We start from the raw sequence: 14,017 nt of genomic DNA on the forward strand, positions 1-14,017 counted from the left end.
TCTGTGGCTTTAATATTTCCCACACACACAAATCAATATAGAAGCGTTTTGAATTACCTTGTTTTTTGAATTATTAATAATCAAATTGATTTTAGCAAATTAAATTTAAATATCATAAATTTGGCATCTTTTTAAAATGTATTTAAGATTAAATTTTATATAAAATGAACCAAGATTTTGACCCAGTTCAGAATTATGAAGAAAGCAAAAAAGCGATAGGCTACGTTGACAGAAAAAAAGCAACTCAAGATGATTACGATAGAATTGGCTTTATGTCGGGACTTGAAGTACATCAACAATTAAAAACCAAGAAGAAACTTTTTTGCAATTGTCCTTCAGGAATTTTTCATAAAGATGAAAATTTTGATGCTGAAATAATTAGGCACATGCGTCCTACACTTAGTGAACTCGGAGAGTATGACGGTACAGCTTTAATGGAATTTATAACTAGAAAAAATATTATTTACAGGATAAACAATGAAACTGCCTGTACTTATGAAGTTGACGACACACCTCCATTTCCTCTGAACAGAGAAGCACTTGAATATGCTTTGGAAATTTCTATTTTATCAAAACTAAATATTGTAGGTGAAGTTCACATTACAAGAAAACAATATCTTGACGGAAGTATTCCTACAGGATTTCAGCGAACAGCTATACTTGGTGTTGAAGGTGAAATAAAATTAAAACATAAAAACATAAAACTGATTCAACTAAGTATTGAAGAGGATGCATGTCGTGAAATTTCTGATATTGGTCATTGGAGAACATATAAAACCGACAGACTTGGAATGCCATTGATAGAAACAGTTACTTATCCTGAATTTGTAAACCCAGATGAAGTAAAAGAAGGAGCTGACTATATTCGTTTTTTAAATCGTAGTACAAATAAAGTGGAAACAGGACATGGCTCAACACGAGCAGATGTAAATGTTAGTTGCCGCGGTGGTACAAGGGTAGAAATAAAAGGAGTATCAAGAATTAAATGGATGCCTGAGCTTACACACAATGAAGCTTTTAGACAATATGCCTTGTTGCGGATAAAAAAACTGTTGAATGAAAAAATAAGCGATACTGAAAATTGGGAAATTGAATCAAAACAATTGGATACTAATAATTATAAATTTATTTTTCATCCACTTAAAGAAGCCATTAGTGATGGGCAGAAAGTTTTTGCCGTAAAACTTAAAGGATTCCATAGTATTTTATCCCACTTTACTCAACCGTCAAAAATTTTTGGTGACGAAATAAGTGGCAGATTAAAAGTTGTAGCTTGCCTTGAACAACCAAATATTATTCATTCCGAACAATTTAATCAGGTTATTACCGATGATAATTTAAACAAAGTAAAACAGGAACTTAATGCAGGTAAAGATGATGGAGTAATAATTTTTTGGGCAGCAGATGATGATGTTAAAACTGCTCTTGAAACTATAGAAGAGCGTTGTAAAATGGCATTTGAAGGAGTACCTAGTGAAACCAGAAAATCTTTTGCTAACGGAACAACAATTTTCGAAAGAGTTCTTCCCGGAGCAGACAGAATGTATCCCGATACCGACTCTGCACCAATACCATTGAAAAAAGAATACATTGATAAAGTAAGCAGTGATATTCCTATTGATATTTATAAACGATTTGAACAGCTAAATAATTGGGATGTTCCTACAGATACTTATGATTATATTTTAAAGAAAAATCTTATTCCTTTAATGGAAAAGATTGAAAGCAAACTAAATATCAGCCCCAAATTTGTTGCAACATTATTTGCTCACAGATTAAAGCACATTGAAGGAAAAAATAAAAAATCTCCTGATTTTAAATATTCAATGATTTATGCTATGCTTAAGTTTCTTAAAGAGAACGAAATAAAAATCGAACTTTCCAAAGAATTATTGTTGGAAATTTATACACATCCTAAAATGGACTTTGAATCAATATTGACAACAATTAAATTTAAAAAATTACCAGCAGAAGAAATACTTTCTAAAGTATCGTTTTTAAAAGAAAAATTCAAAGAAATAAGAATTTCACAAAAAGATAATGTTGAAACAAATTGGATAATTGGTGAACTTAACAAATCAGCACTTGGGAATATTGAGCTTGCTGAGTTAAATGATTATATTGAAAACAACTAATAATATTTTAGAAAATGGACAAAGATATTTTTCAAGGATATAAAGGAAGATCATTAGAATTACTTAAAAAGTACAAAACACGTGTTTGGGGAAAATGTGTGGTTGACACTACAAGAGGACAATTTGAAGGAACTATTTTACCTCGCTCCGAAAATGATGATGACTTGCATATAGTAATGAAAATAGTTACAGGTTATAATATCGGTGTTGATATTGAAACCATCACTAACATGAAAGAAGTTGACTACAAAAAAGCAAATTATAAAATTCCTGAAAAAGAATTTCCTTTTACAAAAGGATTACCAAAAATAAAACTTTTTGGAACAGGAGGAACAATTGCTTCAAGGCTTGATTACAGAACAGGAGCGGTAATTCCTGCTTTTTCTCCGGGTGAACTTTATGGTGCAGTACCTGAGCTTGCAGATATTTGTAATCTGGATACTGAAAAAGTTTTTGCTGTTTTTAGTGAAAACATGGGACCAAAACAATACATATCATTGGCAAAAGCAATTGGTAAAGAAATTGAAAACGGAGTTGATGGAATTGTAATAGGTCATGGTACTGATACACTACATCACACAGGAGCAGTACTAACATACATGTGTCAAAACCTTCCGGTTCCTGTTGTTCTTGTTGGTTCTCAAAGATCATCAGACAGACCAAGTTCAGATGCAGCTTTAAATTTAATGCACGCAATGAATGCTGCAGGACATGGAGATATTGCAGAAGTAATGGTTTCTATGTTTGGACCAACTTCTGACGAGTATGGCTTTTTACATAAAGGAACAAGAGTTAGAAAAATGCACTCTTCCTACAGATCAACTTTTAGAACTATTGGTGATACTCCTATTGCAATGGTTGACAAAGAAAAAATAACTCTGATAAAAAAAGATTACAATCACAGACGCAAAGACAGAAATGTTATAATAAAACCATATTTTAGTAACAAAGCAACAATGATTTATTACTATCCGGGAATGGATCCTAATATTTTAAACTCAATGATTGACTTGGGATACAAAGGAATAATAATAGTTGGTACAGGATTAGGACACGTTAACAAAGAATTATACCCTGCAATTGAAAGAGCAACAAAAAAAGGTGTAAGTATTTTTATGACTTTGCAAACTATTTGGGGATATGTTCACATGTATGTTTACGACACAGGACGTGATATGATGGAAAAAGGAGTAATTCCTGCAGGAAACCTTCTTCCTGAAGCTGCTTATATAAAACTTGGTTGGGCATTAGGACAAACCGAAGACCCTGAGGAAGTAAAGAAAATTATGCTTACTCCAATAAATGATGACATAACAGAACGTGAACCATACAACGGATATTTGGTTTACCAAGGTGGAGTTCCCGAAGTAGAAGAATTTATTAAACGGGTGCATAAATAAAAACAATTGGAGTTTAATTGTGTCGTATTTATTAATAATGAATATTGACCACGTTCGCTGTAGCTTTAGCGGTTGCGAAACAAGGAATAAAGAATTTTGAAGTAAAAAGATAACGCTGAGCAACTTTTATGGTCAGCAAATTTCATTATTCATAATTCTTTGTTCAATATTCGATATTTTCGCTTCAATATATACTGAGCGGCAATAAACTGCGTTTTGCCCATACCATGTAAACGAGTAATAATCAATACGTTAAACGTAGTATCAAAACTCAAATTATAACCAGCCGAAGTATAGGAATAAATTATGGTTTATTAAAAACTGTAAAAATCGGTGTTTAACAAGTCATTACTCCTCTGAAGTTGTACTATAAATTATAAAATCCCTCTGTGATTTTACAAGATTTATTGTATTCAATAATAAGTTTTTCGTTTCAGCAAGAATGGTAATAAAAAGCATACTGTTTTTAGTTCCTGCTTCTTTGTTTTTTATTCTTTTAAGTTGTTTCTTACGGAAATCTTCAATAGCTATAAGTAATGTTTCCTGAAGATATATGACGTTTACAATATCCTCAAAATCATTGTTTTGTATAACACTGTTTACGGTTTTTATCAATTCATCGAATCCATTTGTGATAACATTTAATTCTACAATTTGTGTTGGTATTAAACCTTTATGATTATTGTCAACATGTTCTAAACTTGGTTTTGCAATAAAAGTAATACAATGAGTTATTTCACGCAAATAACTTAGTACTTGAACATAATAATGTCCTGTTTCAATAGAATCTTCACTTAGTTTGTTTATTGTTTCGTAAATAGTGTCTTTTAAATACTTTGTATGTTTATTTAATTTTTCTACTCTTCTGTTAACATCCTTTAGCTTTTTCAAATTTTCATCAATAAGAAATTTAATAGTATCAGAATAAATCATGTTAACATCCGATAATGTTGAAATAACCTCTGTTGAACACTTGTCAATAATATTTTCTCCTGTAAATTCATACTTGCTTTCAGTATCTTCTTGTTCTTTTTCACGTTCTTTGTGAATAATATGTGTTTTAATAATGATAAAGACTGCAAAAAGAACTACTAACCCAATTGCAATAAATCCAGCCCAAGAAAATAATAAAGCCAAAAGAAATGCAACTAGAAATGCAGAAAATGCGGTAAAAAACCATCCGCCAATTATAGAAAGCACTCCGGTAATTCTGTAAACTGCACTTTCCCTGCCCCATGCTTTATCGGCTAGGGATGTTCCCATTGCAACCATAAAAGTAACATAAGTTGTTGAAAGAGGAAGCTTTAATGATGTGGCAAAAGAAATAAGAATACTTGCTACAACCAAATTTACAGAAGCTCTTACAAGGTCAAATGCTTTACCTTCTTCTTCTTTATCATGTGCAACAGGCTCAAATCTTTTTGAGATTTTTTCTGTAATTCCTGCCGGAACTATATAATTAAAGGTTTTGCTAAAATTCAATGAGTTTCTTACTATAGAGCGAGAAACTAATGAGGAACCAAATCTTTCTGTACCTTCACTTTGTCGGCTTAAATCAAGTGTCGTTTTAACAACACCTCTTGCTTTTCGGCTTACCCACAGGGTTACAACCATTATTAGTCCTGCAAGAACAAGTAACATTACAGGTGTCTGGGTTTTCCCTTGCAAAGCAGTCATTAAAAATCCATTTGGATCAGCATCAGGATTGGCAATAAAATCTTTAAAAGCCGCTAAACCCGCAAGAGGAACACCGATAAAGTTTACAAGGTCGTTACCTGCAAATGCCATTGCAAGGGCGAATGTCCCAATTAAAATTATAAATTTAAAAATATTAATTTTAGTAAACCAATTCAATAACTGTAAGATTAATGACCATCCTATAAAGCTAACTGTAAGGATAATAAGTGCATTTTCCTTTATAAGTTCTTTTGAGCTATCCGACATAAAAGCAGCTCCTTTAACACCTTTGATGAGAATAAAGTAAGTGATTGCCGAAATAGCAAATCCACCCCATAAAGCTCCGTAATTTTTTAATGTTTTTTTATAATCGAAAGAAAATAAAATTCTTGTAAGGTATTGAACAAACGCTCCAATGCTGAAAGCAACAATTACCGATAGTAAAATTCCCGAAATTATTGCCAATGCTCTTTCGCTATTTATATATTCACTAAATTGCATTGTTCCATTTGGATCAGAAGATATTTTAAAAATTGCAACAGCAACTGCAGCACCTAAAAGTTCAAATACAATTGATACCGTTGTAGATGTAGGAAGTTTAAAAGTATTAAAAGTGTCAAGCAGTAAAACATCAGTAACCATTACTGCAAGAAAAATTATCATTATTTCGGAAAAATAAAAATATTGAGGATGAAAAATTCCTTTTCGTGCAACTTCCATCATACCGTTTGAAAATAATGCTCCGAATAAAACACCTAAAGCAGCAATAGCCATAATAACTTTAAATGGGGCAGCTTTTGAACCTATTGCTGAATTTAAAAAATTTACTGCATCATTACTTACTCCAACTATTAAATCTGAAATTGCTAGAAAAAACAAAACTCCTACAAGAACAATGTAAATATTTTCCATTTTTACTAAAATTTGTTTTATTAAATCGGCTACAAAATAAAGTAAAGAAAATTACAAAATAAGAAATATTTAAATGTTTTTTAATAAACTGCTAAAAATTATTTTTTAGAACCATATTCGCTGAAATATTTGTAATTTTCCCTTTTTTAAATTTATCAATTAAATAAACTGTAATTATAAAACAATGAGTAAAGAAATAATTAATTTAGAACCGAAGCTATTATGGGAACACTTTTATAGTTTAACCCAAATAGCTCGTCCTTCAAAAAAAGAAGAAAAAATAATTGAATTTATCAAAAAATTTGGTGAAGACCTCGGATTAGAAACAAAGGTTGATAGCGTAGGCAATGTTGTAATCAGAAAGCCTGCTACTCCCGGAATGGAAGATAGAAAAACAGTAACACTCCAAGGTCATCTTGACATGGTTCCACAAAAGAACAGTGATATTGAGTTTGATTTTGAAAAAGATGCTATTGATGCTTACATTGACGGTGAATGGGTAACTGCAAGAGGAACAACTCTTGGTGCTGATAACGGAATGGGCGTTGCAGCTGCAATGGCTGTTTTAACATCCGATGACATTAAACACGGACCGATAGAAGCATTTTTTACTGTTGATGAAGAAACAGGAATGACAGGTGCTTTTGCCTTAAAAGATGATTTTTTAAAAGGTGATGTTTTATTAAATATGGACTCTGAAGATGAAGGCGAACTTTATGTAGGTTGTGCCGGTGGTATAGATGTATTTGCAACTTTTGATTATACCGAAGAGAGTATTGACCAATCTTCAAAAGCATACAAAATTGAAATTTCAGGATTAAAAGGTGGACACTCAGGACTTGATATTCATCTTGGAAAAGGAAACGCTAATAAATTACTAACCCGTTATTTATGGCATGCAACAAAAGAACATGGATTAAGAATTGCCTATATTGAAGGTGGAAATTTAAGAAACGCTATTCCACGAGAAGCGTATGCAATAGTTACTATTCCTTCTGCCAATACAAGTGATTTTGAAAACTGTGTTAACGATTTTGATAAAACATATAAAAACGAAATTTCTTCAGTAGATCCTGATGTTAAATTAAAAGCAACATTAACGGATATGCCTGAGAAAATTATTGACGAGAATACTCAGAATGGATTATTGAATGGCTTATACGGTTGTCCTCACGGTGTTATCGGAATGTTATCCGAAATGCCTGATGTTGTAGAAACATCAACAAGTCTTGGTGTTATAAAAATGGAAAATGGACAAATTGAAGTTATTTCATTAACAAGAAGTTCTGTTGACAGTTTTAAGGAATATACTGGAAATATGATTAAAATTATTTTTGAACTTGCCGGAGCAAAAGTAAAATTTGAGGGTTCATATCCAGGTTGGAAACCAAATCTTGATTCTCCAATTTTAAAAACAATGAAGGAAGGCTACAACAGTAAATTTGGTAAAATCCCTGCAATAAAAGTTATTCACGCAGGTTTGGAATGTGGACTTATCGGTGATGTTTATCCAAATATGGATTTAATTTCATTTGGACCTACAATTCGCTATCCTCACTCACCTGATGAAAAAGTGAACATCGCAACTGTTAAAAAATTCTGGGATTTCTTAGTTGTAACTTTAGAAAATATTAGCAAAAAATAATTTATTTTAATTTATTTTTTATCAAGCCTCTTTTAATTTTTAGAAGAGGCTTTTTTTTTATGTTAATTTGTGTGTGTGAAAAAAAATTAAAGCCACAGATTCACAGATTACAAAAAGAGTAATTTTATAATCTGTGGCGAATTTGATTACCCACAGTATTTGACATAGAACCGCTTTTTTTAATGGAAATAATAGAAACTCCCTTTACAAGTCAAACATTTCTTTCATGTTTGTCCAAAGGATGCGTTTTTTTTCTTTACTCATAGCAATATCCGTGAGGTTAAAAGAAGTAAATAAAATTTTTGTATTTCCTATAGTTTGTAATTTATCAGTAGTCATATTTTTAATAAATGATTTATTAATATCAAAACCGATAATATTTTTACATTCTAGTTCTTCTATAATTTGATCAACATCTGAGTTTTGTAACTGATTCGCATTAATTAGTGCAATATCGTTGAAGTCATGATTTACAGCAGCGAGTATCTTTTGTAGTACCATTTTATCTTTTTCAATAATCCATCTTGCGTCTTTATACTCAACCAAAATAGCTGTTGATTTTTTGTTTTCGCCTATAAATTCAACACTTTTATAAGGAGTTGCAGATTCTTTTACACGATTTTCTTTTCCCTCTGAAACATAATTTTGATTATTTTTTTTTTCTTCTTTTTCATCAATCACATAAATACCTTCATTCAAAAGATTGGATAAAAATAAAGGACTTGATTCGGGTTTATTCATTTGTAAAAGTATTAAATAATCAAATTTCAAACTATAATTCAAATAACGAATTTATAAATTATCTTTGCTTTTGAGTTTTAAAAACCAATAAATGTTTTGACACATGAAAAACAAAATACAAATTAAGGATAAAGAGTTTGTTACCTATATTTTGCACGATGAAATTCTTAAAAACATTAAAAGAGTTGCAATACAAATTAATGCAGACTACAAGGGAAAATCGCCAATATTTTTGGCAATACTTAATGGTAGTTTCTTTTTTGCATCGGATTTATTAAAAGAAATAAATCTGAATTGTGAAATTTCATTTGTTAAATTAGCTTCCTATATCGGAACAACAACAACTGGTCAGGTAAAAGAACTTATTGGAATAAACACTCCTCTTAATGGACGCGACATTATTATTCTTGAAGATATTGTGGATTCAGGAAAAACAATGAAGAGCCTTCTGTATCAAATCGAACAACATTTTCCTAGTAGTGTGAAATTAGCTACACTCTTATTCAAAAAAGAAGCACTTATTGAAGATGTAAATCCCGATTATGTTGGATTTACAGTTACCAACGAATTCCTTGTAGGCTACGGGCTTGATTATGACCAATTTGGAAGAAACCTGAAAGACATTTATATTTTAGATGAGGATAGAAAATGATATTTGTTGCTAAAAATATCTGTCAAAGAATTAAAGATTTAAAAAAAATATTATTATTCTTGAAAATTTGGTTAATTTTGCCCCCAAATAAAATAGAATCTTAAATTAAAAAAAAATTAATATGAAAAAATTATTTGTTACACTAATGATGTTTACATTTGTTTTTGGTGCTATTGCTCAAAACAATGTAAAAATTCCTGTTGGAAAAGATGTACTTCCAGGGGAAAAAGCCGACCACATAAAAGTTCCGTATAAATACGACCAAATGTTTGGAGGCACAAGAGAAATGGTACATTCTAACTACACTTTTACTTCTGCATTAGATGATTGGACAGCTAATGGAAATACTTATGCTTCAATTTTATTTCCTGATACTAACGTATATGTTAGATACTCTGATGGGGGAGGTGGACATGAGTTGGGTTATGTAAGTTGGTGCTCTGTAGGAGCAATGTTTGACCCAAGGTCAGATATGTTTGCCAATTATATGGCACCCGATTATAAATTAGAAGATCAAGAACCATATACACTTGATACAGTTGCATTTTTCTTTACTTACGAAAGATTTACAACTGATGCAGTTATTGATACTTTGGTTGTTCATATTTACAATACTGATAAAGTTCATGCTTACAACTGGGTAGATGGTGGTGGAAATCCTATTGAACCATTTGGTACTGTTGGATATGACATTGCAAAAGGTGAAGGAACTGATTTTACTTTGGAATTTAAATATGAGCTTACAATACAAGATACAAACACTTTTGCTGATGGATACTGGGGTATTTTTACAGTTCCTATTCCAGGAGGAATGTCAGCAACAGGTCCTGTAGCTGTTACATGGACATTTAAGCCTGGTTATGAATATACTACCAATGATACTATGGGTGGTCAATGGGATAATCCAGAACCTTACAAAAAATTAAATGCTTTCAAATTTGGTCTTTACAGCGATAATGATGCTTGGTTACTTGAAACTTACAATAACGGTCTTTTAGTCGTTAGATGGGGAAGATACGAACCATGGCCAGATGCTAACCACCAATATTATTTTGCAGGAACAGGTTGGAATGATTACTCATATTACGCCATTACTTATTTTGGAATAACATTCGATGACGAATGGGCAGTAGAGGAATTAAATAACAATGTATCTGTTAGTGATATTTATCCAAACCCAACTAATGGTGTTGCAAACGTTAAGGTTTCATTACAAAAGCCTGAGAAGGTAAAAATTGAAGTTATCAATGCACTTGGACAAAAAGTATCAGAAACTCCTGAACTTTTATTCCCAGTAGGAAGTCATGTTGTTGACATTAATACTAACGAACTTGAACAAGGATTATACTATTGTAGAATATCTTCAGCAAGTTCTTTTGTAACAAAATCATTTATCGTTAAATAAAATAATCAATTACAAATTGTTAAAAAAAGCTCCATAATCGGAGCTTTTTTTTTGCTTTATGCAAAAAGTAAAGACTACGTCTGTCAAAAACAGATTCACAGATTTATATAAAATTAAATCTCTGATAATCAGTGTAATCTGTGGCAACATTTTTCGTCAATTTCAAATATATGCATTTTCGGAGTAGATTCAAAAATGATTTTTGTAAATTTCAATTTATAAAAAATATATTTTATGAATAAAAAAGAACAACTATTAAAAATTATTGAAGTTTTTGAAGCAACAAAACCAAAACCTGAAACGGAACTTAGCTATGAAAATTCGTATCAACTTTTAGTAGCAGTAATTTTATCAGCACAATGCACTGATAAACGAGTAAATATTATTACAAAAGATTTTTTCAAAACATTTCCAAGTTATGAAAAGCTATCATTAGCAAAGCATGAAGATGTTTTTGACAAAATAAAAAGCTGTAGTTATCCAAACAACAAAGCAAAAAATTTGATAGGAATGGCAAAGGTTTTAAAAAATGAATTTAACGGAATAGTTCCATCTGATATTGACCAATTACAAAAAATGCCGGGAGTTGGAAGAAAAACCGCAAACGTTGTTGCTTCAGTAGCATTTGGAAAAGCAACCATGCCTGTTGATACACATGTTTTTAGAGTAGCTCAAAGAATTGGAATTGTTAAAACGTCAAAAACACCGAGAGAAGTAGAAGATCAGTTACTAAAAATCATACCAAAGGAAAAAATCCATGACTTACACCACTGGTTAATATTGCATGGGAGATATGTTTGCAAAGCAAGAAAACCACTTTGTGAAGAATGTAAAATATCAACCTTTTGTAATTATAAGAAGTCCCTTTAGATGTCTCTTAAAAATATTTTTATATCTTTGTAGAATAAATATTGATGGTCTATTTTTAATAAAAAGAATTAGCAAGTACTAAACAAAGTTTTTCAATAACAAAAAAAATAAAAATGAATAAACATATAAATATAATCATAATTGGTGTAACGATTTTAGTTTCCGTATTTATATTAACAAATACCTACAAAAACAGAAACAAATCGAATGACATTATAAATGTAACAGGACTTGGGGAAAAAGATTTTAAATCGGATTTAATTGTTTGGAGCGGTTCTTTTTCAGCAAATGATTACAATTTGAAAGTAGCTTATGAATCATTAAAAAAGGATAAAGAAACAGTTAGGAAGTATTTGATTTCAAAAGGTGTTGACAAAAAAGAAATACTGTTTTCATCAGTAAATATCAATAAACAATTTTCGAATAGATATGATGAAAAAGGTCATAGACATAGTGAATTTACAGGTTATAAATTAAAACAACAGCTAGAAATAGAATCAAAAAATATTGAGAAAATTGAGAATATATCTCGTGAAATAACAGAACTTATAAATATGGGAGTAGAATTTTACTCATATAGCCCACATTATTATTACACTAAATTATCAGAATTAAAAATTGAAATGATTGCTACTGCAACAAATGATGCAAGAACACGAGCGGAAAAAATAGCAGAAAATGCAGGAGCTGATATTGGAAATTTGAAATTTGCACGAATGGGAATATTTCAGATTATCGGACAGAATTCAAATGAAGATTATTCATGGGGAGGAACATTCAATACATCCTCTAAAATGAAAACAGCTACCATTACAATGAAACTTCAATTTGGCATTAAATAAATGAGTCCACTCTAAAAAGTCTTAAAATAATTTTTGGAATTAGTTATCTTTTTTTAAGAAATCCCGAGTTCTGGTATTCTATAAAAATAAATTAAATTAACGATAGAAATTTAATAAATTAAGCGAACTTTGAATTTTAAAAGAATCTAAGTATGATAACACGAATAGAAATAGACGGGTTCAAAACATTCAACAACTTTAAAATGGAATTTACTCCATTTACTGTTGTGGCTGGCACTAATGCTTCCGGAAAAAGCAACTTATTTGACGCCCTAAAACTACTGTCGAATCTTGCTGAAACCGATCTGAAAACAGCTTTTAACAATCCTAATTTAAGAGGAGAAGCTCAAGAGCAATTCTCTCAATATTCAGATGGGGAATTTGCAAATGAAATGAAATTTTCCGTAGAAATTCTGTTGGATATTTCAGTAACAGATAATTGGGGAGAAACTTATAAGCTAAAATATACTCGGGTCAGATATGAAATTGAAATAAAAAGAAAACGAAACACTAAAGGTTTTGATGATTTGTTTATTACACGAGAAGTTCTAAAACCAATTAAACATCAAGAAGATAAATGGTTAAAAAATCATATTTCTAATAAACTAATAGAAAAATGGAGACCTAAGGTGTATGGTAGAAGAGGTACTCCTTATATTACAACAGAAGAAAAAGACGGAAAAACCATTATCCGTATTCCTGCTGATGGTAAGCCGGGACGAGGAAGACTTAGTATCGCCAATAATATTTCTCAAACATTGTTAAGTAGTATCAACAGTGTAGATTTCCCTCACGTATTTGCAACAAAACAAGAAATGATAAATTGGCATTTTTTACAACTCAATCCTGAAGAACTTAGTAAACCAAGCCCTCGCATAGCATCAGATATTATCACCCCGAGCGGAGGTAATTTGGCAGCATCACTCTACAGACTAAAAATAGATGATGATAGATATTTAAATGACATTTCAAGAGAACTTAATAATTTATTGCCCAATTTTGTCAAAGTAGATGTTACGGAAGATGTTGCAGAAAATAGATTTATTATAAAACTTATCAGTGAAGACGATAGGGAATTTTCATCGCGTGTACTTTCAGAAGGAACACTGCGACTACTTATACTTTGTATTCTTAAATATGATCCAAAATATAACGGGACACTATGTTTTGAAGAACCTGAAAATGGCATTCATCCTTACAGAATTAATATGATGATTGAACTGTTAAAAGGACTTTCAACTGATTTGCTTGATAAAGGAAATGTTGGATTTCCTCTAAGACAAATGATAGTTAACACTCACTCTTCTTTATTTATCAGAAAACTTTTAAACCCAGATAAATTAACATCTAATATTTCAATATGGTTTTCAAAACTTATAACTAATATTTCAACTAAATCAGGTATTAAAATTAAATATAAATCAACTAAAATATTACCTGTTCGTAAAAACAATATTCAGTTGCAATTTGATTTTGTAACATCAAGCGAATTGGAAATGACCGAACTGGAAGTGAAAAAATATTTAGAAACTAAAGATTTTGAAAATTAGATTATGAGCAATATTTTACAGATAGCTTACACAACAGAAGGTAGTACGGATAAGCGATTTCTTGGAAATATAATTGAAAAAACTTTTGAATCTTTACTTTTTGAAGGTAATATCGAAATAGAAATTCACCAACCAATTCATGTTACAGAACAAGGGAAAACTTTTAACGAAAAAATTAAAGCAATTGC

At 30.8% G+C, this 14,017-nt stretch carries 11 protein-coding genes; 9 read left to right on the forward strand and 2 right to left on the reverse strand.

The genetic code is table 11. The features are described 5' to 3' along the window. Positions 1–164: 164 nt before the first annotated feature. Together gatE and gatD are read left to right on the forward strand one after the other, a co-directional pair. Entirely contained in the window at positions 165–2,135 is a 1,971-nt protein-coding gene (gene gatE / locus U9R42_02660; GenBank protein ID MEA3494916.1) for a Glu-tRNA(Gln) amidotransferase subunit GatE, read from the forward strand. 14 nt (positions 2,136–2,149) lie between these two features. Further along, entirely contained in the window at positions 2,150–3,535 is a 1,386-nt protein-coding gene (gene gatD, locus U9R42_02665; GenBank protein MEA3494917.1) for a Glu-tRNA(Gln) amidotransferase subunit GatD, read from the forward strand. Positions 3,536–3,883: 348 nt separating this feature from the next. Here the strand turns inward: gatD and U9R42_02670 are convergent, their stop codons facing one another. Continuing rightward, on the reverse strand, positions 3,884–6,124 hold the full coding sequence (locus U9R42_02670; GenBank protein ID MEA3494918.1) for an inorganic phosphate transporter: 2,241 nt from the start codon (positions 6,122–6,124) through the stop codon (positions 3,884–3,886). A gap of 184 nt (positions 6,125–6,308) precedes the next feature. Here U9R42_02670 and U9R42_02675 point away from each other — a divergent pair, with 184 nt between their 5' ends. Then, on the forward strand, positions 6,309–7,769 hold the full coding sequence (locus U9R42_02675) for an aminoacyl-histidine dipeptidase (GenBank protein ID MEA3494919.1): 1,461 nt from the start codon (positions 6,309–6,311) through the stop codon (positions 7,767–7,769). Between the two features lie 204 nt (positions 7,770–7,973). Here the strand turns inward: U9R42_02675 and U9R42_02680 are convergent, their stop codons facing one another. After that, positions 7,974–8,510: a hypothetical protein gene (locus tag U9R42_02680; GenBank protein MEA3494920.1), complete on the reverse strand. Its 537-nt coding sequence runs from the start codon at positions 8,508–8,510 to the stop codon at positions 7,974–7,976. Positions 8,511–8,613: 103 nt separating this feature from the next. On the opposite strand from U9R42_02680, the gene hpt reads away from it, so the two are divergent. From hpt to U9R42_02710, 6 genes are all read left to right on the forward strand, one after another. After that, positions 8,614–9,162 (forward strand): hypoxanthine phosphoribosyltransferase, encoded by a 549-nt coding sequence (gene hpt / locus U9R42_02685; GenBank protein MEA3494921.1) that lies wholly within the window; start codon positions 8,614–8,616, stop codon positions 9,160–9,162. A gap of 121 nt (positions 9,163–9,283) precedes the next feature. Further along, entirely contained in the window at positions 9,284–10,567 is a 1,284-nt protein-coding gene (locus U9R42_02690) for a T9SS type A sorting domain-containing protein (GenBank protein ID MEA3494922.1), read from the forward strand. Positions 10,568–10,801: 234 nt separating this feature from the next. Further along, the gene (gene nth / locus U9R42_02695; GenBank protein MEA3494923.1) at positions 10,802–11,437 is read left to right on the forward strand and encodes an endonuclease III; all 636 of its coding nucleotides are present in this window, start codon (positions 10,802–10,804) and stop codon (positions 11,435–11,437) included. A 113-nt stretch (positions 11,438–11,550) separates the two neighbouring features. Continuing rightward, entirely contained in the window at positions 11,551–12,279 is a 729-nt protein-coding gene (locus tag U9R42_02700) for an SIMPL domain-containing protein (GenBank protein MEA3494924.1), read from the forward strand. A gap of 152 nt (positions 12,280–12,431) precedes the next feature. Continuing rightward, positions 12,432–13,829: an AAA family ATPase gene (locus U9R42_02705; protein MEA3494925.1), complete on the forward strand. Its 1,398-nt coding sequence runs from the start codon at positions 12,432–12,434 to the stop codon at positions 13,827–13,829. A 3-nt stretch (positions 13,830–13,832) separates the two neighbouring features. Further along, the coding region (locus U9R42_02710; GenBank protein ID MEA3494926.1) for a hypothetical protein at positions 13,833–14,017 on the forward strand (185 nt) is incomplete at its 3' end.

The sequence above is a fragment of the Bacteroidota bacterium genome (assembly GCA_034723125.1).
In the GTDB taxonomy this organism is placed as follows: Bacteria; Bacteroidota; Bacteroidia; order CAILMK01; family JAAYUY01; genus JAYEOP01.